This is a genomic window from Methylobacillus arboreus, from assembly GCF_020532725.1.
Classification (GTDB): domain Bacteria; phylum Pseudomonadota; class Gammaproteobacteria; order Burkholderiales; family Methylophilaceae; genus Methylobacillus; species Methylobacillus arboreus.
In genome coordinates this window covers 205,036-229,026 of the sequence record NZ_JAJAVC010000003.1, presented here as the reverse complement: position 1 = coordinate 229,026, position 23,991 = coordinate 205,036, and the positions used below count along the sequence as shown (strand labels likewise).

Here is a 23,991-nt window from a genome sequence, read left to right as displayed (position 1 = left end):
AGCAATATGGGCAAGCATTTCCATCACATCCTATTGGGCGGTTTGCTGATCGGCGCCAGCGTGCCGCTGCATGCTACGGAAAACCTGCTCAGCCTGTACGAGAAGGCGTTGCAATATGATGCCCAGTACAAAGCGGCTGAGGCCAACACCGCTGCGGAACGGGAGGAGATCAACAAGAGCCGCGCCCTGTTCCTGCCCCGGGTGCAATTTGGCGCCAGCGTCGGCCACGGCGTGACCGACCGTACCACGCAAACCAGCCTGGGCGCTGTGGACAGCAGGCTCAACTACGACATCCACAACTACACCTTGAGCCTCAGGCAGTCCCTGTTCAACAAGGAAAGCCTGGCGACCTATCGCGGCGCGGAAGCCAGCGTGCAAAGCAAGGAGGCCCTGCTGCTCAAGGAGAATGCCACGCTGATCAGCCGGCTGGCCGCGACCTACTTCGAAACCCTGTATGCGCAGGAAAAGGCCGAGGTACTGCGCAGCAACATCGCCGCCACCAGCCAGCAGCGCGACCAGGCCCAGCGTCGCTATGACAATGGCGAAGGCACGATCACCGAGATCAACGAGGCGCAAGCCAACCTGGAGCTCGCCCAGGCCGAACTCATCACCACCGAAAATTCACTGGACGTGTTCAAGCAGACCTTGAGCAACATGACCGGTACCATCGTCAACGAAATTGCCCCGCTCAATACGGCACAATTGCCGCTAAACGTGCCGGATTCGGACAACCTGGATTTCTGGCTGCAGCAATCGCTGGGCAACAATCCCGAGATTGCCGCCGCCAGGCTATCCGTCGAGGTCGCCAGGCAGGACGTGGAAAAGAGGCGCGCCGGGCACTTCCCCACCCTGGACCTGGTCGGGGTGCGTTCCTATAGCGAAAACGACAGCAACAATACGCTGGGCTCGCGCTTCGACACCACCACGTTTGCCTTGCAGCTCAATATGCCCTTGTTTGCCGGCGGCTTTACCAGCGCCAGCGTGCGCCAGGCATTCAACCGGGTAGATGCCGCTGAGGAATTGCTCAATTTGCGCACCCGCGACATTGAAGCCAATACCAGGAAATACCTCAACAGCATCCGCAGCGGCCTGCAAGCGCTGGCCGCCTACCGCCAGGCAGTCAAGTCCAGCGAAATCGCCCTCGAAGGCACGCAAAAAGGCTTTGCCGCCGGCACCCGCACCAACATCGAGGTTTTAAATGCACAGCAGAAGCTGTTTCGCAGCCGTTTGGAGCTTAGCCGCGTGCAGTATGTCCTGGTCAACGACATCATCAACCTCAAGCAGGCCGCCGGGATGCTCAACGAGTCCCAGCTGCATGCATTGAACCAGTATTTTTCGGTGAACTAACATGATGATGACGCTGCGCTATCATCCAATCGGCAAACGGCTGACACCCGGCGCCGGAGGGTACCTGCTTGGCGGCCTGCTTAACATGATGGGTTTGTTCGCCTCTGCCGCGCATGCAACAGGCTTCGAACCGTTGCCTATTGACGGCGTACCGCTGGAAAACGGTAAGAGCGCCTATATCCTCTGCAACGATACCGGCAAGTTCGACCCTGCCAGCCATCACGACATCCCGCATAAGCCCACTCCAAGCAACAGCAATACCTGCGCGGTGTTCCCCGACCGGGAAATTGTCGCGCCATTGCCGGATTTCAGCCTGGTCAAGCATGCCAGCCGCCAAGCGCTGATGAATAATGCGCTGACAGGGCACCAGGACAAGAAGGTCGCCAGCGTAATGGATTTTGTCTGGCGCAACCCGGCAGCAGGCGAATGCATTTATGGCACCAAGGTATTGGCCCTCTCCAGCAAGGATGCCGACTACAACACCCAGTTGGCAGGCAAGCAGTTTTTCAAGATCAGCGACATTGCCAGGGGCGGCTTTGCCGGGCAAGCGCTTGAGGTGGCATATACGGTGTATTCGTCGAGTGCAGAGCCTGTCTACCGCATCGGGCGCAGCTTTACCTCGGTGCAGTACCGCAAGCACGCCGGTTTTCAACGCCAGCCTCCCATCGAGCCGGCATATCACCGGGCAATCAATGGAGTGGAGAGCAAACAGCGTGTTGCGCCAGACCCTGGCCAGCAATCTGCATCGCTCAATGACAACTGGGTCAATTTCACGACATCGGTCGGCCTGACCAAGCGCCCTGCATCGCCAACGCTGTACATCAAAGCGCGTTGCGGCGACGAGACACCTGTTGAGCTCTCTGGCGCCATTCGCCTGCGCCAGACCATGCCCCCTTTCATTGAACTCAGCGTCCCCGGCTTTGCACCGCCCGGGGCAACACTGGATGAAATACCCGAACATGAAACAGCAAAACCTTGAGGATATCGCCATGCCCATTTTCACAACACGTTCTATCGCAACCAATATGCACCAATGCGGAATCCAGCACTCCGCACCATCCCGTTTCCAAGGTTTCCATAAGGGCTTCACGCTGCTCGAGCTGCTGGTGGTCATGGTGATCATCGGCCTGCTGGCAGGCTACGTGGGGCCAAAGTACTTCGCCCAGATCGGCAAGTCGGAAGCCAAGACGGCAAAGGCGCAAATCGAGGCCCTGGGCAAGGCATTGGACCAGTACCGCCTTGATACCGGGCGTTATCCCAGCACCGAGCAAGGCCTGGCGGCACTCAACACGGCACCATCGGACGAACCCCGCTGGCATGGCCCCTATCTGCAAAAAGCCCTGCCCCAGGACCCTTGGTCCAAGGCTTATCAATACCGCTCACCCGGCGAACATGGGGAATACGACTTGTGGTCTTTCGGCAAGGATGGACAACCCGGCGGCACGGAGGAATCTGCCGACATCGTGAGCTGGCAGTAGCCCCTCACGAACTTCACAGGATGCCGGCATGAAATTCGAGCTCAAAGTCGCACGCGGCGCCGAGGTGCAATCCCTGACCTTGGAGGCCAGCGATAGCCTGCAGGCGCAACTGCAGGCAGAAGCCCAGGGTTATAGCGTGCTCGGCTGGAAACGCTCGGGAAAAACCGGGATAGGCGCACGTTTGCGCAAGCCCAGGTTCAACCTCATGCTGTTCAGCCAGGAGCTTCTATCCCTGCTGGATTCCGGACTGAGCCTGGTCGAGGCAATCGAAGCCCTGGCGGAAAAAGAAGGCCATGGCGAATCCCGCAGCCTGCTCAAGCAGCTGCTGGCATTGCTTTACGAGGGCCTGCCGCTGTCGAGCGCGCTGGAGAAATTTCCCGCCATCTTCCCCCCGCTCTATGTTGCGCTGATCCGCAGCAGTGAGCGCACCGGCGACATGGTGCAGGCACTGGGCCGCCATGTGACGTATCAAGGCCAATTGGACGCAGTGAAAAAGAAGATCACCACCGCCTCGATCTACCCGGTGCTGCTGATCGTCGTCGGCGGCCTGGTCATGCTGTTCCTGCTCGGTTACGTCGTGCCGCGCTTCAGCGCCATCTATGAAAGCGCCGGGGACAGCCTGCCCTGGATGTCGCAGCTCCTGCTCGCCTGGGGCCGCATGCTGCATGACCACGGACAAGCGGCGCTGATGATTTCCATCGTCGCCATGGGATTGCTTGCGCTGATATTGAGCCGTCCCATGGTGCGCAATACGCTGATGCAGCAGCTCTGGAAAATACCCGCGCTGGGCGAAACCATGCGCATCTACCAGCTGGCGCGCTTTTACCGCACCCTGGGCATGTTGCTGCAAGGCGGCATTCCCCTGATGACGGGCATGCAGATGGTGTCTTCCCTGCTGCAGCCCAGCCTGCGTCATCAATTGCAGTTGGCAGAGCAGGATATCCGCGAGGGCAAGCCGCTTTCCAGCGCCATGGAGGAGCACGGCATGACTACCACGATTGCACTGCGCATGCTGCGCGTCGGGGAGCGGACCGGCCGCATGGGCGAGATGATGGAGCGCATCGGCAGCTTCTACGACGAGGAGATCGCCCGTGCCGTGGACTGGTTCACCCGCCTGCTCGAACCCTTGCTGATGGTCGTGATCGGGCTGATTATCGGCGTTGTGGTCGTACTCATGTACATGCCGATTTTCGACCTGGCGGGGAGTATCCAGTGAACCAGCCATTGGACCACCTGCCCTTGCTCCAGGCGGATTCCCACGCCTCCATGGCCCAGCTCGACCTTGCTAAAGTTCAACAGGCGCGCGTGCTGGCACAGCACAGCCAGCAGCATCTGCTGGACGTGCTGGAAGAGATTTCCGGGCTGGACTCGGAGGGGTTCATGCGGGCGCTGGGTCACCTCATGCGCTATCCCGTCCTGGACATCCTGCAATTGTATGAGCTGCAGCCGGATTTCCAGCTGTTGCCCTTTGCCGAGGCCGGCAGGCAGGAATGTATCGCCTTGCGTGATGCCAGCGGCAGGCTGCACATGGTATATGCCAACCCGTTCGATGCGCAGCTTTACAGCCGCATGAACCAATTACTGCCAGCGCCTGCGCAATGGAGCATTGCGCACCGCAAGGATATCGCCGCCTTCCTCTCGCGCTTCGAGGACAGCATGCGCGCCATGGATGGCCTGCTGCCCGAACAGGCAGTCAGCGAGACAGGAAGCAATGGCATTGAGGACATCTCGCTGCGTTCGATTGCAGAGGACACATCGCCCGTCGTGAAGCTGGTGCGCTCCACGCTGTATGACGCGCTCAAGGCAGGCGCCAGCGATATTCACATGGAAACCGACGCCCAGGGTCTGACGATCAAGTACCGCATTGACGGCGTACTGAGCAATGTCGGCAGCGCCCATGGCGTGATGCAGGCGGAACAGGCCATTTCACGCATCAAGGTCATGTCCGAACTGGATATCGCGGAACGCCGCATTCCGCAGGATGGCCGCTTCAAGGTCATGGCGCTGGGCCGTGAGGTGGATATGCGCGTATCCATCATGCCGAGCGTGTTCGGCGAGGATGCGGTGCTGCGCATCCTGGACCGCAAGGCCTTGTCCGACCAGGCCCAGGGATTGAGCCTGGATGTGCTTGGCTTTGAAGCCGAGATCATGGCGCGCTTCCGCCTGCTTGCCGAGGAGCCCTACGGCATGCTGCTGGTCACCGGCCCGACCGGCTCCGGCAAGACCACGACGCTGTATGGCGCCATCTCCGAAATCAACCATGGGCAGGACAAGATCATCACGATCGAGGACCCTGTCGAATACCAGCTGCCCGGCGTGCTGCAAATCCCGGTCAACGAGAAGAAAGGCCTGACCTTCGCTCGCGGCCTGCGCTCCATCCTGCGCCACGACCCGGACAAGATCATGGTCGGCGAAATCCGCGACCCGGAAACCGCGCAGATTGCCGTGCAATCCGCGCTGACCGGCCACTTGGTGCTGACGACGGTGCACGCCAACAACGTGTTCGACGTAATCGGCCGCTTCACCAACATGAATGTCGACGCCTACAGCTTCGTGTCCGCTATCAACGGCATCATGGCCCAGCGCCTGGTGCGCACCATCTGCCCGCATTGCGCCATTGCCGACACGCCGGACACGGAACTGCTCGCCAAGTCCGGCATTCCGGCAGAAACAGCCCATGAGTACCGCTTCCGCATCGGGCAGGGATGCGGCCAATGCCATGGCACAGGCTATAAGGGACGCAAGGCAGTCGCGGAACTGCTGGTTTTCAACGACCTGATTCGCGAACTCATCGTCACCCGGGAACCGGTGCGCAAAGTCAAGGAAGCCGCACGCGCCAACGGTACCCGCACCATGCGCGAGGCCGCGCTCGACATGGTAAAACGCGGCGAAACCACCTTACAGGAGATCAATCGTGTTACCTCGCTCGTTTAACTGGCCGCCAAGCGGATGGGAGCTCCCATGGCGGGATGAGCTCCGTATCCTGATCCAGCCCCACAAGCTCAGCCTGCTCAGGGTCAAGCGCGGCATCAGGCATCAACCGGTGGCAAAAGAGGATATCCTGCTGGAAACAAGCGGTGCATCATTACCCAGCAGCGAGTTCTGGCAACCCGCAATCTCCAGCCTGCACCAGCAACTGCAAACGCGCCAATGGCATGGCTGCCAGCCCAGAGTGGTGGTATCCAACCACTTTGCACACTACGCCATCGTGCCCTGGAATACGGCGCTGAGTAACCGCCAGGAGCAGAACGCGTTTGTGCGCCATTGCTTCACCCAAGCCTACGGCGACTTTGCCCGCGGTTGGGATATCCGCACGACGCCCGTGCCTTACGGGCATCCGGCGCTTGCAAGCGCAATCGATGACAAGCTGTTGCAAGCCCTGCGCGAAGAATTCCGCCTGGCAGGCATGTCCGTGCGCCACATCAACCCTCACCTGATGGTCGCCATCAACGTCGTCCGCCACCGACTTGCCCGCACCCCGTTGCTCAATTCGCTGAATCTCGTCATGCTGGAAAACGACCGTTTGATCGTATCGCTGTTCCATCAAGGGCAATGGTTGAGCCTGCAAAGCTATGCGGCTGAAAGCGATATTGAAGACCAGTTGCAGGCACTGCTGGAGCGCGAGTCCATCATTGCAGGCATCGATACCAGCCAATGGCCTGTCATCTTCTACGCGACGGAAACGCTGGAGGAGCTCAATCTTCCCGGCCGCAAGGTCTACAACATCCTGCCCCACGCCCAACATCATCATGGCTTGGAGGCATGGCATTGATGCTGCCCGCGGTTTCACTCAACCACGCCCCGACCAGGCAATTCAGCAATCCTTGGGGCATTCCATTGCTGGTGCTGTCCATTGTCGGCGCCATTCTCCTCATGGCCTGGCTGCAGCAACTGAATGCAGAGCGCCAGCGCTTGAATACCGACATGCAGCGAATCCAGCAGCCAGCCAGCGCACCAGCACTTACCGGCAAGGAAAACCAGGCCAAGCAACAGGAAATCGCCGCAGTGAAAGATGCCATGAACGAACTGGCCCTGCCATGGCAAAAGCTGTTCACGGCCCTGGAAAACATCCAGGGAACGAACATCAGGCTGACTGCAATCGAGCCCAATGCCAGGCTGCGCAAATTGCGCATCACCGCCAATACCGATGACGTCATGCATATGTTTGGCTATGTGCGCAGCCTGGCCGCACAGCCCATCTTCAACGATGTATTGCTGATGTCGCATGAATATCACAACGACCAGCCCATGCCTGTGCATTTTATTGTGGAGGCGGTATGGATACAGCAGTAAGCGGCAGAAAAATGGACCGTCTGCGCTATGGCCTGAACCGGCTTGGCTGGCAGGGGAAGCTGGGATTACTGCTGCTGGCGGCATGCATGGCCATTGCACTTGCCTACGCATGGCCCCAAGCCAGGTCATTGAAACAACTCAAGCTTGATGTCACGGCCATGCATCGCGCCATCCCCCAGCACCAGGGCCAATGGATAGACCGCTCCCCCCAGGCCTCGCTCAACACCTTTTACCAGTTTCTGCCGCCTGAAGGCGAAGCCACCGGCCTGCTGAGCCAGATATTGCTGATGGCAGAGCAACATGGCCTGATCCCGGAAAAAGTGGACTATTCCCTGATCCGCCACCCTGCGGCAGCGTACTCCCGATATCAGCTCAGTTTGCCCGTGCAGGGCAGTTATGTGGAGATTCGCCGCTTTATCGCCGCAGTGCTGACTTCCCTGCCCTCTGCCGCATTGAACGAGGTCTCGCTCCGGCGGGAGGATGTGCTGAGCGACCATGTCGAAGCCAGGTTGAAGTTCACGCTGTATTTGCACAAGGATGGGCAATGAAACTCACGCCAGGACAGTGGCTGGTATGGTCGGCATTGCTCGCGACATTGGCCGCCACAGCCTGGACTTCGTTCACCGATACCGATATTGACGCGGTGCAGGCAGCTGCCCGCCAGCCAGACACCCCCCGGCAAGCGGCAAGCATGCCCAAACCCGGAGCACCTGCCACCGAGGTCGAGATTGCCGGGACAGGTTCCCTGGACCTTGCCCAGTTGAAACGAACGCCCTGGCAGGACAGCGAAAACAATCTGTTCAGCGGCACGCGGGCTGCGTCATTGGCGATGGCAGAAGCACCGGTCGTGCAACAAGCCATGGAAATTCCCCCGGTGCCGTTTACCTATGCAGGCACGCTGGAAGACCAAGGCCAGTACATCGTCTTCCTGTCCATGGGAGACAAGAATGTCAGCGTCAAGACCGGCGATGTGATCGGTGACTGGAAAATCAAGGAAATCAAACCGCCGCGCATGACCTTGAGTTATCAACCATTGCGAGCAGATGTGCCATTAATGATGGGAGAGAGCAATTGAACGCGAACATAAGATTAGGTGTGGTATTGCTGGCCCTCACGCTCGCCGCTTGCTCGACAAACGAAATGCGGCAGAACCAGGGAAACCTGGAGTTCCAGCAAGCCAGGGAAATAATCAACGCCGGGCAGATCGAAGCGGGAATAGAAAGACTCAAGAGCCTGGTTCGCACTTTCCCCGACAATCCGGAATATCGTAACTACCTGAAGCAGCAGCAGGATCTGCAGCTTGCCATCCTGTTGAAGGAGGCCGACCAATTCAAGCAACAGAAACGCTGGGGAGAAGCCGATATCGCCTATCGGCGCGTGCTTGACCTTGACAGCCAGAACCAGCGGGCGCAGAACGGCATACAACAAATGCGCATTGCCACGACGCATGACGCCGCACTGCAACGCGCTCAGGACATGCTGGCTAACAACGACTGGGAAGGCGCACAGAACCTGGCACGTGAAATATTGGCGGAAGACTCCGGCAATGGCAGTGCCCGCGGCTTGTTCGAACAGATCGAGCAAAGACGCCTGGACAAGGTAGTCAACCCGCCGCATATCCGCTCATCGTTCAAACGCCCTATTTCACTGGAATTCAAGGACGTCACCATCAAATCCGTTTTTGAATTCATTTCCCAGGCCGCCAATATCAACTTCACTTACGACCAGGAGCTGCGCAGCGACCAGCGCACCAGCGTATTCCTGCGCAACACGCCGATCGAGGAGGCGATTGACGTGATTCTCGCCAGCAACCAGCTGGGGAAGAAAATACTCAACGACAACACGCTGCTGATCTATCCCTTGAGCCGCAGCCATGAATATCAGGAGACCTTTGTCCGCAGCTTTTATTTGAGCAACACCGATGCCAAGAAACTCATGAACATGGTCAAGACCGTGGTAAAAACCAAGGACATCTACATCGATGAAAAGCTCAACACCCTGGTGATGCGCGATACGCCGGAAGCGATCCGCACCGCGGAAAAGCTCATCATGTCGCAGGACATGGCAGAACCGGAAGTCATGCTGGAGGTCGAGGTGCTGGAAATCAACCGCCGCAGCCTGGAAAACATCGGCATCCGCTATCCCACCACGGCCAGCATCGGCGTGCAGGGGCGCGACACTGTCAATGGCACCACCACGCTCACGCCAGGCAGGCTCACCATCAACGAGCTCAAGAACTTCAATTCCAACCTCGGGGTATTCAGCATCAGCGACCCAGTGCTGGCATTGAATTTGTTGCAGCAGGACACGGACACCAACCTGCTCGCCAACCCCCACATCCGCGTCAAGAACCGTGAAAAAGCCAAGATTCATGTAGGAGACCGCATTCCGGTGCTCACCAGCGTCGCCAACTCCACCGGGTTCGTGTCGCAAACGGTGAACTATATCGAGGTCGGCATCAAGCTCGACGTCGAGCCCACCATCCTGCTGCGCGACGAAGTCTCCATCAAGGTAGGTCTTGAAGTCAGCAACCAGATTGACCGCATGACCACCAGCTCCGGCACCGTCACCTACACAATCGGCACCCGCAATGCGAGCACCATCCTACGCCTCAAGGATGGTGAAACCCAGATTCTTGCCGGCCTGCTGCGCGATGACGAGCAGAAAATTTCCAACCGCGTGCCCGGCCTCTCCAAACTGCCGCTGGTCGGCAGGCTATTCAGCGACCGCAACAATGACCGCAGCAAGAAGGAAATCGCCCTGTTGATCACGCCGCGCATCATCAACAACCTGACGCCTGCACAGGCAATCTACACGACCTTTCCCGCTGGCATAGACCGCAGCGCAGCGCGCCCCGGGCGCAGTCCGGATAACGCGGCGGTTGCCACACAGGCTGTTGCGCCTGCGCCAGCCAAGACAGCGCAGGAAATCCAGGCTGAACGCGCCGACGCAGACCGCGATTTTGCCGGGTCGGTGATGCGGCCGGTGGAAGAGATTGCCCTCCCGGATGACCCGCGATGAAAAAACAGCTGGCAGGATTCACGCTGATCGAGCTCATGGTAGCGCTGGTATTGCTGGCGCTGATCCTGAGTTCGGCGGCGCCCGTCATGCAAATTACGGCCAAGCGCGCCAAGGAGCAGGAGCTCAAGCGCAACCTCTGGCAATTGCGTGACGCAATTGATGCCTACAAGAAGGCAGCGGACGATGGCCTGATCAAGAAAAGTCCCGGGGAATCCGGCTATCCTCCCAACCTGCAAATCCTGGTGCAAGGCGTGGAAAACCCGCGCGACCCGAAGAAGCGCAAAATCCATTTCCTGCGCAGCATTCCGCGCGACCCGTTTGCCCCCGACACAGAGCTGCCCAATGACGCAACCTGGGGCAAGCGCAGCTACGCCAGCTCATTTGAAGAGCCAGCCGAAGGCGAGGATGTCTATGACGTGTACTCCCTTTCCGGCGATACCGGCCTCAACCAGCAACCCTACCGGGAATGGTGAGCATGAAAAATCAATTATCCAGACTGCGCGGGTTCACTCTGATCGAGGTCCTGGTCGTGCTTGCAATCATCGCCACGCTCCTGAGCCTGGTCACGCCGCGTTACTTCTCCAGCATTGATCGCGCACGGGAAAGCTCGCTCAGGCACGACCTGATCGTGATGCGTGATGCGATCGACAAGTTCTACAGCGATACCGGACGCTATCCCGACAGCCTGTTTGACCTGGTGGAGCGCAAGTATTTGCGCGCGATTCCTGAAGACCCGATCACGGAAAGCACCGAAAGCTGGATATTGGTTGCACCCGAGGATGCCAATATCCCCGGCGAGATTTACGATATTCGCAGCGGCTCGGAAGCCGTGGCCTCGGACGGAAGCTATTATGCCGAGTGGTAAGCACCAGCACGGCATGGCGCTCATGGGTGTGCTGATGGTCATCATGCTCGCGGGCCTGGGCCTGGCCGAGGCGGGAAGCCGCTGGAGTGACATGCAGCGGCGCGAACGCGAACAGGAGCTGCTCAAGGTCGGCGACACCATGCGCAAGGCCATCGGTAATTACTACAACCTGTCGCCCGGCATGGTAAAACAGTTCCCCCCGACGCTGGAAGCCCTATTAAGGGATGAGCGCTTCCCCACTCCGCAACGCCATTTGCGCAAACTCTACACCGACCCGGTCACCGGCCGGCCTGGCTGGGGACTGCTCTACGCACCCAGCGGCGGCATCATGGGGGTGTATAGCCTCTCCGGCGAACAGCCGTTCAAGACGCGGAATTTCCCCCATCCTTACCAGGACTTTGAAAAGAAAAAGGCCTATATCGAATGGATATTTGCCTATATGCCTGAAACCGACAACAGCAGCGCTATATCGCCTTAGAGCCTGTTCAAAGTCTTTTTATGGGGTACGCATGGCTTCAGATTTAGTTTCACCCCTTTGTCCGATCAAAGCGCAGTCCACAGGTAATGCTCATTGCCTTGCCAAGGACTGCAACGCAGAGCGGGCGCTTGGGGTCATGCCCTTCGGGTTGTCCCGGCAGCGCGGCCGGGGCAACGTGCCCTATGAAAAGACTTTGAACAGGCTCTTAAATTTACTGAAACTGAGCTATCCACAAAAACTGTGGATAATTGTGTGGATAGCTGTGACTTAAAAGTGTAACTTCCCAATTCATAATGGTTTTTTCATTTCGCACAAAAAATGAACTTATAATTTAATTATTAATAATCAATGACTTATTTTAAGTCATTGGATTATTAACATTTTTTAACACATCTTAAAGTGTCACATGAGGTGATGTGTATAAGTTTGCCAGTCCTGGAAAAATGTCAAGCGCATTTTGCGTAGTCATTGTGGCAATTTTTTCAACCTCTTCATTCCTGATTTCCGCCAGGGCATTGGCAATCTGCAATAGCTGATCGGGCCGGTTGCGACCATGATGGCCCAGCCATGAGGGAGGAATGTCGGGCGCATCGGTTTCCAGCACGATGGACTCCAATGGCAAATCCCGCGCCAACCCACGGATTTTCAGCGCTCGATCATAGGTCATCGCCCCGCCGAACCCCAGCTTGAATCCCAGCTTGATGAACTCCTGTGCCTGTTGCAGGCTGCCATTGAAGGCATGGGCAATGCCGCGCACCTTGAAGCGCCGCACTTGTTTCAACACCTGGTCCACCGAGCGCCGCACATGCAGCAGCACCGGCAGGTCATATTCGCGGGCCAGCTTAAGCTGTTCAATGAAATAAAATTCCTGGCGCTCACGGTCATAATGCTCAATGAAGAAATCCAGGCCAATCTCGCCAACCGCGACCACCTCCGCGTGGCTCTGCTCAATTTCCTGCGCCAGGAAGGCCAAGTCCTCTGGCTCGGACTGGTCAACAAACAAAGGATGTATCCCCAGCGCCATGGCACAGCCGGAATAACGTTCCGCGAGCGCGCGCACCGCGGCAAAATTACTGCGCACGACAGCAGGCACGACAATCACGCCGACGCCCGCTTGCCAAGCCGCCTCGGCCACTTTCGCCCGGTCCGGATCAAACTCGGGGGCATCAAGGTGGCAATGGGTATCGATCAGCATGGCATTACCAAAACAGGCCTGGCGCGCACAAACCAGTCCACACCCACCTGGCGGGTCTCTAACGCTTGCAGCTGAATTTTCTGCTGCATGCTTTGCAAGGCTGGCATGGCAAACATATCGCGGGCCTCACCACCCAGAAATACCGGTGCGTAATAAAGCAGAAGCTCATCCATCAGCCCTGCCTGCAGCAGGCTGCCGTTCAGCACAGCACCGGCCTCTACCATCACCTCATTGATCTGGCGTTCGGCAAGCGCTTGCAGCAATCCTGCAAGATCAACCTTGCCCGCCTCGCCGGGCAAGGCGAGCAAGTCGGCACCGGCACCACGCAATGCCTGCGCTTGCTGCGGCAGGCTTGCCGCATGGGCGATCAACACTCGGCCTGCTTGCAAAATAGTGGCATCCGGCGGGGTATGCAACTGGCTATCGACAATCACGCGCCAGGGCTGGACGCCATGCCGCGCAGCCAATAATTCAGGATCGCGCACCGTCAGCATGGGATTGTCGGCAAGCACGGTTCCCACACCTGTCAGGATCGCGCAGGATTGGGCCCGCCATTGCTGCACGTGCTGTCGTGCTGCCGGGCCGGTGATCCATTGGCTTTCCCCGTTGCTCAGCCCAGTCTTGCCATCCAGACTGGCTGCGATCTTGCTGCGCAGCCAGGGACGCTGCCTGGTCATGCGTGAAATAAATCCTGCATTCAATGCCCTAGCCTCGGCTTCCAGCAAGCCAGAGGCGACGCTGATGCCATGCTCTGCCAACCGCCTCAAGCCGTTGCCGGCCACCAGGGGATTCGGGTCCTGCATTGCGGCGACCACGCGCTTGACGCCGGCCTGGACCAAGGCATCCGCGCAAGGCGGAGTACGGCCAAAATGGCTGCAAGGTTCCAGGGTAACGTAGGCCTCTGCACCCGCGGCCAACGCACCCGCCATGCGCAAGGCATGCACTTCGGCATGCGGTTCTCCCGCCTTGAGGTGGGCGCCCTGGCCAACCACGCGGCCATCTTTCACAATGACACAGCCGACCCTGGGATTGGGGCTGGTGCCGTACAAGCCTCGCGCGGCCTCACGCAATGCCAAGGCCATATAGGCGTGGTCATCGGCAGAAAAATTAGGGGAATCAGTCATCATGCAGCCATGATAAAGGCTGGCGAGGCAGTGGCACAAGCCGGGAATCAGCCTGGAGAAAGGTTAAGGCGCTTGCGGAATCAAGCGCCTCTTAATGGTTTTGCCTTCAAGCTTAGAACAAGGCGGATCGCCACAGACAGTACTTATGTCCCAACGCGGTTATATACTCGAAGGCAAAGCCTTATCAATCCAGGTCGCGGATCACGTCGCTGAAATCATCCACATCCTGGAAGCTGCGATAGACAGAGGCAAAGCGGATGTACGCTACCTTATCGATGGCTTTCAACTCCTGCATGACAATTTCGCCGAGATCGCGGGCAATGATTTCACGCTCGCCCTTGGCGAGGATTTTCTGCACGATGTGCTCAAGCGCCCGGTCCACATATTCGGTAGGCACCGGCCGTTTGTGCAAGGCGCGCGTGAATGAAAGGCGCAACTTGTCGCGGTTGAATTCTTCACGGTTGCCGTTCTGCTTGACCACCTGCGGCAAGTGCAGCTCTGCTGTCTCATAGGTAGTAAAGCGCTTGTCGCAGGCATTGCAGCGACGACGACGACGGATGGAGTCACCTTCCTCGTTGACCCGGGAATCGATCACCTGTGTATCATCGGCACCGCAAAACGGACATTTCATCGAGTAATTTTGTCCTGCAATTCCTGCAATTTAAAGAAGAAATCCATATGTAAGTGCTGCTAACAAAACTCAGCCTAGCAGTCCTGGCTAGGCGCTCTGCTGCAGTACGACAAGGCAGAGCAACAACGCCAGGAGAATTTTGTTAGTCGCACTAAGCGCCGTAAACCGGGAAGCGCGAGGTCAAGGCATGCACCTTGGCCTTGGTCGCGGCAATCACGGACTCATCCGTCGGATTATCCAGGATGTCGGCGATTAAATTAGCCACCTCTGTAGCTTCAGCTTCCTTGAAACCGCGTGTGGTGATTGCAGGCGAACCGATACGGATGCCGGAGGTTACGAACGGGCTTTCCGGATCGTTCGGGATCGCGTTCTTGTTGACAGTGATGTGCGCCTGGCCGAGGTAGGCATCGGCGGCCTTGCCGGTCAATCCCTTTGGACGCAAATCCACCAGGAACACATGCGACTGCGTGCCGCCGGAAATAATGCGCAGGCCACGTGCCGCCAAGGTCTTGGCCATGGTATCGGCATTTTTCAATACCTGTTCCTGATAAGCCTTGAACTCAGGCTGGGCCGCTTCAAGGAAAGCCACCGCCTTGCCCGCAATCACGTGCATGAGCGGGCCGCCCTGCAGGCTTGGGAATACGCTTGAGTTGAGAGACTTCTCAAACTCGGCCTTGGCCAGGATCAGGCCGCCGCGCGGGCCGCGCAGGGTCTTGTGCGTTGTCGAGGTCACAAAATCGGCATGCGGAACAGGATTGGGATAAACACCCGCCGCAATCAAACCTGCATAGTGCGCCATATCCACCATGAAATAGGCGCCTACCTTTTTGGCAATCTCCGCCATGCGCGCCCAGTCGAAACGCAGCGCATAGGCGGACGCGCCGCCAATCAGCAGTTTGGGCTTGGTTTCCAGCGCAATACGCTCCATCTCGTCGTAATCGATCTCTTCCTTGTCATTGAGGCCATAAGCCACAATATTGAACAGCTTGCCCGACAGATTGGCCGGGGAGCCATGAGTCAGGTGACCGCCGTGTCCGAGATTCATCCCCATCACGGTATCGCCGGGCTTGAGGATGGAGAAATACACTGCCTGGTTGGCCTGCGAACCGGAATGCGGCTGCACGTTGGCATACTCGGCACCGAACAGCTTTTTCAGGCGGTCGATCGCCAGCTGCTCGATTTCATCCACGAACTCACAGCCGCCATAGAAGCGCTTGCCTGGATAACCTTCAGCATATTTATTGGTGAGTTGGGAGCCTTGTGCCTGCATAACTGCGGGACTGGTGTAGTTTTCAGAGGCAATCAGCTCGATGTGCTCATCCTGGCGATTGCGCTCAGCTTCCACATATTTCCACAAATCTGGATCAACAACGCTGAGGTTTTTGGCCGTGCTAAACATGTTCTATTCTCGGATAAAAATGAATAGGCAGGATTTTAACATGTTCGCAGCACAGCAGCTTTGAAACAGATTCACAGCCAATGAAAATGATTCATTGGCTTACTTCATGGCAATTGATCACGGCCACCATCCGGTCATAAACAGCCACTCATGCGTTCCCATTTTCGCCAGAGCCAGTTAACCCTCTGGTTGCTGGCAGTCTTTTCTCCCCGGTCAGGTATAATTCCCTTTAACTCCATCATCGGCTCTTTCGCAACATGGCATTGATCCGCCAAGAAGATTTCATCAGCAGCATCCACCAGGCATTGCAATACATTGCCTGCTACCATTCGCCCGACTTTCTCGCGGCGATGCACGATGCATGGCGACGCGAACCGTCCCCTGCCGCGCGCGACGCCATTGGGCAAATCCTCATCAATTCCTACCTCTGCGCACAGGGCCAGCGCCCCTTGTGCCAGGATACCGGGATTGTCGTGACTTTTATCAGCGTAGGCATGAGCGTGCAATGGCAAAGCGAGTTGAGCCTACAGGCCATGGTGGATGAGGGCGTGCGGCGCGCCTATCTCGACCCGGACAACCGCCTGCGCGCCTCCATCGTCAATGACCCCGCCGGAAAGCGCCTGAATACCCGCGACAACACACCCTCTGTCGTCCATGTAGAAATGGTGCCCGGCGATACGGTGGAAGTCCACATCGCGGCGAAGGGCGGCGGTTCGGAAAACAAATCCAAGCTTGCCATGCTGGAGCCTTCTGACGATATCGTGGAGTGGGTGCTCAAGACCGTGCCAGGCATGGGCGCCGGCTGGTGCCCGCCTGGCGTGCTCGGCATCGGCATCGGCGGCACCGCAGAAAAAGCCATGCTGCTCGCCAAGCAATCCCTGTTTGCCCCCATCGATATCCAGGCACTGAAAACACGCGGCGCGCAAAGCCGTGCCGAGGAATTGCGCCTGGAAATCTATGAAAAGGTCAACCGGCTTGGCATAGGCGCTCAAGGGCTGGGCGGGCTCACCACCGTGCTGGACGTCAAGATACTGGAGGCACCCACGCACGCCACCTCGTTGCCCGTCGCCATCATTCCCAATTGCGCCGCCACCCGCCATGTGCATTTCACCCTGGATGGCAGCGGGCCTGCCCACCTGCCCGTTCCCAGGCTGGAGGACTGGCCACAGATCGCGCTGGATGCCAGCACGCCCATGCGCCGCGTCAACCTGGACCAGGTCACGCATGCAGATGTCATCGCCTGGCAACCGGGCGAGAAGCTGCTGCTGTCAGGCAAGCTGCTGACCGGCCGCGATGCCGCCCATAAGCGCATCGTGGACCTGATTGCCCGTAACGAGCCCATGCCGGACGGCCTGGACTTCACCAACCGCTTCATTTACTACGTTGGCCCTGTGGACCCGGTAGGCGAAGAAATCATCGGCCCCGCTGGCCCGACCACGGCAACGCGCATGGACCGCTTTACCGACACCATGCTCGGCAAGACCGGCCTGTTAGGCATGATAGGCAAGGCCGAGCGTGGCGAAGCCACCGTGCAGTCGATCCGCCGGCACCAGTCCGTTTACCTGATCGCGATAGGTGGTGCCGCCTACCTGATTTCCCAGGCGATCAAGGCCTCCCGCGTCGTGGCCTTTCCCGAGTTGGGCATGGAAGCCATTTATGAATTCACGGTGGAAGACATGCCAGTCACAGTCGCGGTAGACAGCAGCGGCCACTCTGTCCATGACTCGGGCCCGGCCGAATGGCGGCCCCGCATTGCAGACATACCGGTGTTCAGCGCATAACCACAGCAATCATTCCAAGACGGCGACCCATGGCAAAACTTTTCACCCCCATACGCTTCCGCGATACTGAAATCAAGAACCGTATTTTCGTGTCGCCCATGTGCCAGTATTCCGCCGAAGATGGTATCGCCAACCACTGGCATCTCGTACACCTTGGCGGCCTTGCCGTTGGCGGCGCTGGCCTGGTTATCGTCGAGGCCACGGCTGTTGCGCCTGAAGGGCGCATCACCCCTTTCTGCCTGGGATTATGGTCGGATGAACACACCGAGGCATTCAAGCCCATCGTGGACTTCATCAAGCAGCAACATGCCGTCCCGGCGATCCAGATTGCGCATGCGGGACGCAAGGCATCCTGCGATGTGCCCTGGCGCGACGGAAAATTCTTAACTGCTGAGCAAGGCGGCTGGCAGACGGTGGCGCCATCCGCCATTCCAGTTACTCCGGAGCATGGCACGCCACGTGCGCTGAGCAGGGAAGACATCCAGCAAGTCGCAACCCAATTCCGCACTACGGCACAACGTGCGCTGGAAGCAGGCTTTGAGGTATTGGAACTGCATTGTGCCCACGGTTATCTGCTGCATGAATTTCTCTCTCCCCTGTCGAACCAGCGTGATGACGAATATGGCGGCAGCCTGGAAAACCGCTGCCGGCTGACATTGCAAATTGCAAAGGAACTGCGTGACCTGTGGCCGCAAGGCAAGGCCATGTTCGTACGTATTTCGGCTACGGACTGGGTGGAAGGCGGATGGGATATTGAGCAATCCATCCAACTTGCCCAGTGGCTCAAGGAAATCGGCATTGACCTGATAGACTGCTCCAGCGGCGGCTTGATCCTCGATGCGAAAATTCCCGCAGGTCCAGGCTATCAAACCGAATTCGCTGAACGCATCCGCCATGAAGCAGGCATTGCCAGCGGCGCAGTGGGCCTTATTACGTCAGCATTGCAAGCCGAGCATGTCCTGGTCACAGGCCAGGCCGATGTCATCATGCTTGCGCGCAAATTGTTGAGCGATCCGCACTGGCCATTGCATGCAGCAAAAGAATTACGTGTGGATTTAACCTGGCCAGACCAGTATGTCCGCGCCAAGCACATTTAGAGTGGCTAACAAAACTCTCCTGGCGTTGTTGCTTCGCCTTGTCGTACTTACTTGTACTGCCTGCGGCAAAGCGCCTAGCCAAGAGCGCTTCGCTGAGTTTTGTTAACCGCTCTTAGAGCGACTCTTAATTTTCACAGTTGCCGGATAATATAGGCAGACAATTGCAAGGAAACCATCATGAAATGGACTGATAGCCAGCGCATTGCTGAAGAACTCTTTGATAAACATCCTGATGTCGACCCCAAGCTCATCCGCTTCACCGATCTTTACGACTGGATATTGGCGCTGGAGGATTTCAATGACGATCCGGAGAAATGCGGAGAACGTATTCTGGAAGCCATCCAGCTTGCCTGGATAGAAGAAGCGGAATAACTCGGCATTCACCACACCACATTCAAAATCAAATCAAGGGAGCACCATGACGGCACCAAAGGAAATCTTCAAGGCCTACGATATACGTGGCATCGTCGGCAAGACCCTCACCCCGGAAATAGTGGAGGCAATCGGCCATGCGATCGGCAGTGAAGCCGCGCAACGCGAGCAGAAAACCATCTGCGTCGGCTATGACGGCCGATTGTCAGGCCCCGAGCTTGCTGCTGCGCTCTCGCGCGGCATCCGTAAAAGCGGCCTGGATGTGATCAATCTCGGGCTGGTGGCAACCCCCATGGTGTATTTCGCAGCCTACCACCTCGACACAGGTTCCGGCGTCATGGTCACCGGCAGCCATAACCCGCCTGAATACAACGGCCTGAAGATGGTTGTGGCTGGCGAGACCTTGTCCGGCGACACCATCCAGCGCCTGCGCACACGTATCGACAAACAAGACTTTGTACATGGCGAGGGCCAGGAAAGCAGCCATGACATTGCGCCCGCCTATATCGAACGCATCGCCTCCGATATCAAGCTCAAGCGTCCACTCAAGCTGACTGTAGACTGCGGCAACGGCGTACCAGGCGCTTTTGCAGGCAAGCTCTACCGTGCGCTGGGCTGCGAGGTGGAAGAATTGTTCTGCGAGGTGGACGGCCATTTTCCCAATCACCACCCCGACCCGTCCGTTCCAGAGAATCTCAAGGACCTGATCAAGAACCTGATAGCGGGCCAATCAGAAATCGGCTTCGCCTTCGATGGCGATGGCGACCGTCTCGGTGTCGTCACCAAGGATGGCAGCATCATCTATCCTGACCGCCAGCTCCTACTGTTTGCAGAAGACGTACTCAAGCGCAATCCGGCGGCCACCATTATTTACGACGTGAAATCTACCCGTAACCTCGCCCCATGGATCAAGCAACGCGGCGGCGAGCCCTTGATGTGGAAAACCGGACATTCACTGGTCAAGGCCAAGATGAAGGAAACTGGCGCCGCACTGGCCGGGGAAATGAGCGGCCACGTATTTTTCAAGGAACGCTGGTACGGGTTTGACGACGGCCTCTACGCCGGCGCCCGCCTGCTGGAAATCCTCAGCCAGTTCGATGATCCCTCTGCCGTCCTGAATGGATTGCCCGATAGCGTCAGCACCCCAGAGCAGCACATCAACATGAAGGAGGGCGAGCCGCATCAACTGATCAGCAAGCTGCAAGCCAGTGCCAGGTTCGAAGATGCGAAAGAAGTCATCACTATAGACGGCCTGCGTGTGGAATACAGCGATGGCTTTGGCCTCATGCGCCCTTCCAATACCACGCCGGTGATTGTATTGCGCTTCGAGGCGGATAGCACTGATGCGCTCAAGCGCATTCAGGAGCAGTTCCGTAGCGTGATTCTTGCTGCTGTGCCTGACGCCAAGTTGCCGTTCTGAACATGGGCGGCACGCGTCTGCTATGGTGGGTGGTCTGGCTGGCATTGGCCGGCGGCGTCTATTACCTGGCAGACCGCGCCATCAATCCCAATAAGCTCAGCATCCTGGGGGATGCGCCCAACGTCACCTTGCAGCGCGGACAAGATGGCCACTACCGTGCCGAAGCATTGATCAATGGCAGCAAGGTCAATGTATTGGTCGATACAGGCGCCACTGGGGTCGCAATATCGCAACGGGTTGCCGACCGCCTGCAACTGCAAAGCAAGCAGGCCATCCGCACTTCCACAGCCAATGGCAATACCGTCGCCTATATGACCCGGCTGGAGTCGGTCCAGCTTGGCGGCGTGAAGGCGCAGAATGTGGCTGCTGTCATTGCGCCGGGACTCGAAGGCGATGTGCTGCTGGGCATGTCCTTCCTCGGCCGCATGGATGTACGCTTATTTCAGGGGAAGATGACGATCACCCAGGTTGAGGAGTAGCCCAAGCCTGCTGCACCCAATCCTCACGCCGCAGACGATAGAGCACATGCACGCGTAGGGAAAGAATATGCAAAACACTGGGATGATCGAATGTTTCGGCGTCCTGCTGCATGCCGAGGCGTTCCATCAAGGCACGTGAACGCGTGTTTTTGAGGGTAGTGAATGCCACAATCTCGTCTAAGCCTAAAGCGCCGAACCCAATATTCAAGGCTGCTTTTGCCGCCTCAAATGCATAGCTTTTTCCCCAATACGCGCGAGACAAACGCCACCCGATTTCGACACAAGGCATGAAAGGCAGGTCATGCGAGGGCACGTGTAAACCGACAAAACCGATGAAAGCATGGCTTAGCCTATCCTCCACAGCCCAGAATCCCCAGCCACGTTCCTTGATCAGGCTGGCGCAACGCTGAACCATCTCATCGCTGCGCGGCCTGTCCAAGGCTTGCGGAAAATACGCCATCACCTCAGCATCTGCATTAAGTGCAGCAAATGGCGCAAGATCATCCTCCCGCCATTGTCGTAATATCAACCTATCTGTCAGGATCGAAGCAAACTGCATCAAGTAATGACAGTGGGTTGCTCGCGGCCTGTACGCTGCTTCAACTCGGAAATTTGGTGAGCAATCTCAATCAACTCGCCTAGCGCCTCCTGCGCATCCAGGCCATGCTTGGATGCATTGGGCTCAAAAGCCTCCAAGTAAATCCGCAAGGTTGCGCCTTCAGTCCCCGTTCCCGAAAGCCGGAACACAATCCGCGAACCATCCTCGAACAGGATACGGATCCCCTGCTTCTGGCTGACACTGCCATCGACAGGATCGGTATAACTGAAGTCGTCGCAAGTCTTGATCGTGTAGCGCCCCAACACCTTGCCTTCAAGCACAGGGAAGCTCGCACGCACATGCTCGATCACACCTTGAGCGGCCGCACTCGGCAACTCCTCATAATCATGACGCGAATAGACATTGCGGCCAAAACGCGCCCAATGCCGCTTCACGATAGTTTCCACCGGCTGGCGCTTGATGGCAAGAATGTTGAGCCAGAACAACACCGCCCACAAGCCGTCCTTTTCACGTACATGGTCCGAGCCAGTACCGAAGCTCTCCTCGCCACACAATGTCACCTTGCCGGCATCCATCAGGTTGCCGAAGAACTTCCAGCCAGTCGGCGTCTCGAAGCATGGGATATCCAACTCTTCGGCCACACGGTCTACCGCCGCGCTGGTCGGCATCGAACGCGCCACACCGGCAATGCCTTGCACATAGCCTGGCACCAGGCGCGCATCCGCCGCAATCAACGCCAGGCTGTCAGAAGGCGTCACAAAGAAATGCTTGCCCAGAATCATATTGCGATCGCCGTCACCATCCGATGCAGCGCCGAAATCTGGCGCATCCGCACCATACATGATCTCGACTAGGTCATGCGCATAGGTCAGGTTGGGATCAGGATGTCCGCCACCAAAATCAGGCAATGGAACGGCATTCATCACAGCGCTTGCTTCAGCGCCTAAGCGATCAACCAGAATGGCACGAGCATAAGGCCCTGTGACCGCATGCATGGCATCAAAACGCAGCCGGAAACCACTTGCCAGCAATTGGCGGATCGCCTCAAAGTCGAACAGAGTCTCCATCAGCTCGACATAATCGGTGACCGAATCAATCACTTCGACCTTCATTCCCGCTAGTTCTGTTTCACCCAAGGCATCCAGTGCCACATCAGGCGCATCAATGATCTTGTACTGAGTGATCTCCTTGCTACGCACAAAAATCGCCTCAGTGACCTTTTCCGGCGCCGGGCCGCCGTTGGCTGTGTTGAACTTGATGCCGAAGTCGCCTTGCGGGCCGCCGGGGTTATGGCTTGCCGACAGGATAATGCCTCCGAAGGTCTGATACTTGCGGATCACACAGGAGGCAGCGGGCGTGGACAGAATGCCATTCTCCCCCACCAGCACATGGCCGAATCCGTTGGCTGCCGCCATTTTGAGAATGATCTGGATCGCTTCAATATTGTAGAAACGGCCATCCCCGCCAACAACCAAAGTTGAACCGGCCGGCGCCTTGATAGCATCGAAAATACTCTGGACGAAATTTTCAAGATAATGCGGCGCCTGGAAAACTGTGACACGTTTGCGCAACCCGGATGTCCCCGGCTTTTGGTCGCTGAACGGCTGGGTTGGGATAATTTGAACTGCCATGCAATGTACTTTCGGGGGAGTGGTGGAAAAAGCTAAGGTACTCGATTAATTTGCCGCTTTCAAGTTGACACGTGCCTCAAAGGCACGCATAATGCCGTTCCTCGATTGGGGCATTAGCTCAGTTGGTAGAGCAGCGGACTCTTAATCCGTTTGTCGTAGGTTCGACCCCTACATGCCCCACCAGTCATATTAAGGCTTACAGCAATGTAGGCCTTTTTCATTTTTTCCGCAAAGACCTCAATCATTTGCAAACTATCTTAGCTTAGAAATTCGTGAAGCACTCCAAAACTTTCAGTCTGGGTACTACTGTATGTCAGCCGCGGACGCCACAAATCCAATGCATTTTTCACTTATAACAATTTGAATTGACTACCTGCATTAGCCAATCCATTGTCAAATACCTAGCGGTCCTTCAACCTAAAAATGGTAATACATATCTCGGGAGTAGCCATGACAAAAACCACGCCGCACGGCGTAGCTTTGAAATATCTTCCCTTGAAACCATTCAGCATCAACTTAATATCGCGGACTCTGGCAAACTCGCGGATCTGGCGCTTTATTTTACTTTTCTTACCCAGCAACCTGGCTTCCAGATTAAAGAGAAAATACATCTACCTCTTTGAAATTCTTCTCGATTACATACCTGGCATTGTTGGTTAGTACGAATTCATCACCATTGGACATGCCAATCCAGCCCCCATTATTGACTAATCACAATGAATTAAGCCATTTTTAATATAAATGCATATTATTTACTATATAATATGACAATTTATTTGACAAATTAATTCTATTCGCGCTATTGCACAATCTAGAGGCTT

The 23,991-nt window shown here is 57.1% G+C and carries 24 protein-coding genes and 1 tRNA gene; 19 read left to right on the top strand and 6 right to left on the bottom strand.

Annotated features, from left to right (window positions below; translation table 11 throughout):
* The first annotated feature begins 6 nt into the window (after positions 1 to 6).
* From LG198_RS01145 to LG198_RS01085, 13 genes are read left to right on the top strand one after another with little or no spacing between them, the layout of a single operon-like run.
* Positions 7 to 1,347 (top strand): TolC family outer membrane protein, encoded by a 1,341-nt coding sequence (locus LG198_RS01145; RefSeq protein WP_230341336.1) that lies wholly within the window; start codon positions 7 to 9, stop codon positions 1,345 to 1,347.
* 1 nt (position 1,348) lies between these two features.
* Positions 1,349 to 2,326, top strand: a complete 978-nt coding sequence (locus tag LG198_RS01140; RefSeq protein ID WP_230341335.1) for a hypothetical protein — start codon at positions 1,349 to 1,351, stop codon at positions 2,324 to 2,326.
* A 46-nt stretch (positions 2,327 to 2,372) separates the two neighbouring features.
* On the top strand, positions 2,373 to 2,825 hold the full coding sequence (gspG, locus tag LG198_RS01135) for a type II secretion system major pseudopilin GspG (protein WP_230342035.1): 453 nt from the start codon (positions 2,373 to 2,375) through the stop codon (positions 2,823 to 2,825).
* Between the two features lie 28 nt (positions 2,826 to 2,853).
* Positions 2,854 to 4,041 (top strand): type II secretion system F family protein, encoded by a 1,188-nt coding sequence (locus LG198_RS01130; RefSeq protein ID WP_230341334.1) that lies wholly within the window; start codon positions 2,854 to 2,856, stop codon positions 4,039 to 4,041.
* A gap of 50 nt (positions 4,042 to 4,091) precedes the next feature.
* The gene (locus LG198_RS01125) at positions 4,092 to 5,759 is read left to right on the top strand and encodes a GspE/PulE family protein (RefSeq protein ID WP_230342034.1); all 1,668 of its coding nucleotides are present in this window, start codon (positions 4,092 to 4,094) and stop codon (positions 5,757 to 5,759) included.
* Entirely contained in the window at positions 5,740 to 6,597 is an 858-nt protein-coding gene (locus LG198_RS01120; protein WP_230341333.1) for a hypothetical protein, read from the top strand. The genes LG198_RS01125 and LG198_RS01120 overlap by 20 nt, the downstream gene beginning before the upstream one ends.
* On the top strand, positions 6,588 to 7,118 hold the full coding sequence (locus tag LG198_RS01115; protein ID WP_230341332.1) for a hypothetical protein: 531 nt from the start codon (positions 6,588 to 6,590) through the stop codon (positions 7,116 to 7,118). Before LG198_RS01120 ends, LG198_RS01115 begins: the two co-directional genes overlap by 10 nt.
* Entirely contained in the window at positions 7,103 to 7,666 is a 564-nt protein-coding gene (gene pilO / locus LG198_RS01110; RefSeq protein ID WP_230341331.1) for a type 4a pilus biogenesis protein PilO, read from the top strand. The genes LG198_RS01115 and pilO overlap by 16 nt, the downstream gene beginning before the upstream one ends.
* Positions 7,663 to 8,193 (top strand): hypothetical protein, encoded by a 531-nt coding sequence (locus tag LG198_RS01105; protein WP_230341330.1) that lies wholly within the window; start codon positions 7,663 to 7,665, stop codon positions 8,191 to 8,193. Before pilO ends, LG198_RS01105 begins: the two co-directional genes overlap by 4 nt.
* On the top strand, positions 8,190 to 10,139 hold the full coding sequence (locus LG198_RS01100; protein ID WP_230341329.1) for a secretin and TonB N-terminal domain-containing protein: 1,950 nt from the start codon (positions 8,190 to 8,192) through the stop codon (positions 10,137 to 10,139). The genes LG198_RS01105 and LG198_RS01100 overlap by 4 nt, the downstream gene beginning before the upstream one ends.
* Positions 10,136 to 10,612, top strand: a complete 477-nt coding sequence (locus LG198_RS01095) for a type II secretion system protein (protein WP_230341328.1) — start codon at positions 10,136 to 10,138, stop codon at positions 10,610 to 10,612. The genes LG198_RS01100 and LG198_RS01095 overlap by 4 nt, the downstream gene beginning before the upstream one ends.
* Before the next feature lie 2 nt (positions 10,613 to 10,614).
* Positions 10,615 to 11,004 carry a type II secretion system protein gene (locus LG198_RS01090; protein ID WP_230341327.1) on the top strand — a complete coding sequence of 130 codons (390 nt, stop codon included), beginning with the start codon at positions 10,615 to 10,617 and terminating at the stop codon, positions 11,002 to 11,004.
* A complete protein-coding gene (locus tag LG198_RS01085; RefSeq protein ID WP_230341326.1) occupies positions 10,991 to 11,482 on the top strand; it encodes a type II secretion system protein in 492 nt (163 codons plus the stop codon). The genes LG198_RS01090 and LG198_RS01085 overlap by 14 nt, the downstream gene beginning before the upstream one ends.
* Before the next feature lie 394 nt (positions 11,483 to 11,876).
* On the opposite strand, the gene LG198_RS01080 is transcribed toward LG198_RS01085, so the two are convergent.
* The 4 genes from LG198_RS01080 to glyA all read right to left on the bottom strand — a co-directional run bounded on the left by LG198_RS01080 (position 11,877) and on the right by glyA (position 15,831).
* Entirely contained in the window at positions 11,877 to 12,677 is an 801-nt protein-coding gene (locus tag LG198_RS01080; protein WP_230341325.1) for a TatD family hydrolase, read from the bottom strand.
* Entirely contained in the window at positions 12,671 to 13,801 is a 1,131-nt protein-coding gene (gene ribD, locus LG198_RS01075) for a bifunctional diaminohydroxyphosphoribosylaminopyrimidine deaminase/5-amino-6-(5-phosphoribosylamino)uracil reductase RibD (RefSeq protein WP_407659135.1), read from the bottom strand. Before ribD ends, LG198_RS01080 begins: the two co-directional genes overlap by 7 nt.
* 184 nt (positions 13,802 to 13,985) lie before the next feature.
* The gene (gene nrdR, locus LG198_RS01070; RefSeq protein WP_230341323.1) at positions 13,986 to 14,432 is read right to left on the bottom strand and encodes a transcriptional regulator NrdR; all 447 of its coding nucleotides are present in this window, start codon (positions 14,430 to 14,432) and stop codon (positions 13,986 to 13,988) included.
* A 151-nt stretch (positions 14,433 to 14,583) separates the two neighbouring features.
* Positions 14,584 to 15,831, bottom strand: a complete 1,248-nt coding sequence (glyA, locus tag LG198_RS01065; RefSeq protein WP_230341322.1) for a serine hydroxymethyltransferase — start codon at positions 15,829 to 15,831, stop codon at positions 14,584 to 14,586.
* 257 nt (positions 15,832 to 16,088) lie between these two features.
* Here glyA and LG198_RS01060 point away from each other — a divergent pair, with 257 nt between their 5' ends.
* The 5 genes from LG198_RS01060 (at position 16,089) to LG198_RS01040 (ending at position 20,980) form a co-directional block, all read left to right on the top strand.
* Positions 16,089 to 17,612: a fumarate hydratase gene (locus LG198_RS01060; RefSeq protein ID WP_230341321.1), complete on the top strand. Its 1,524-nt coding sequence runs from the start codon at positions 16,089 to 16,091 to the stop codon at positions 17,610 to 17,612.
* A gap of 29 nt (positions 17,613 to 17,641) precedes the next feature.
* Positions 17,642 to 18,709 carry an NADH:flavin oxidoreductase/NADH oxidase gene (locus LG198_RS01055; RefSeq protein WP_230341320.1) on the top strand — a complete coding sequence of 356 codons (1,068 nt, stop codon included), beginning with the start codon at positions 17,642 to 17,644 and terminating at the stop codon, positions 18,707 to 18,709.
* A gap of 177 nt (positions 18,710 to 18,886) precedes the next feature.
* A complete protein-coding gene (gene iscX / locus LG198_RS01050) occupies positions 18,887 to 19,081 on the top strand; it encodes a Fe-S cluster assembly protein IscX (protein ID WP_230341319.1) in 195 nt (64 codons plus the stop codon).
* 46 nt (positions 19,082 to 19,127) lie between these two features.
* Positions 19,128 to 20,501, top strand: coding sequence for a phosphomannomutase/phosphoglucomutase (locus tag LG198_RS01045; RefSeq protein ID WP_230341318.1), 1,374 nt, complete (start codon positions 19,128 to 19,130; stop codon positions 20,499 to 20,501).
* 2 nt (positions 20,502 to 20,503) lie between these two features.
* Positions 20,504 to 20,980 carry a retropepsin-like aspartic protease family protein gene (locus tag LG198_RS01040; RefSeq protein WP_230341317.1) on the top strand — a complete coding sequence of 159 codons (477 nt, stop codon included), beginning with the start codon at positions 20,504 to 20,506 and terminating at the stop codon, positions 20,978 to 20,980.
* Here LG198_RS01040 and LG198_RS01035 read toward each other — a convergent pair.
* Together LG198_RS01035 and LG198_RS01030 are read right to left on the bottom strand one after the other, a co-directional pair.
* A complete protein-coding gene (locus tag LG198_RS01035; protein WP_230341316.1) occupies positions 20,961 to 21,539 on the bottom strand; it encodes a GNAT family N-acetyltransferase in 579 nt (192 codons plus the stop codon). The genes LG198_RS01040 and LG198_RS01035 overlap by 20 nt on opposite strands.
* A complete protein-coding gene (locus LG198_RS01030) occupies positions 21,539 to 23,170 on the bottom strand; it encodes an alpha-D-glucose phosphate-specific phosphoglucomutase (protein WP_230341315.1) in 1,632 nt (543 codons plus the stop codon). The genes LG198_RS01035 and LG198_RS01030 overlap by 1 nt, the downstream gene beginning before the upstream one ends.
* A 107-nt stretch (positions 23,171 to 23,277) precedes the next feature.
* Between LG198_RS01030 and LG198_RS01025 the strand changes: the two genes are divergently transcribed.
* Positions 23,278 to 23,353, top strand: a tRNA-Lys gene (locus LG198_RS01025).
* Positions 23,354 to 23,991 lie beyond the last annotated feature (638 nt).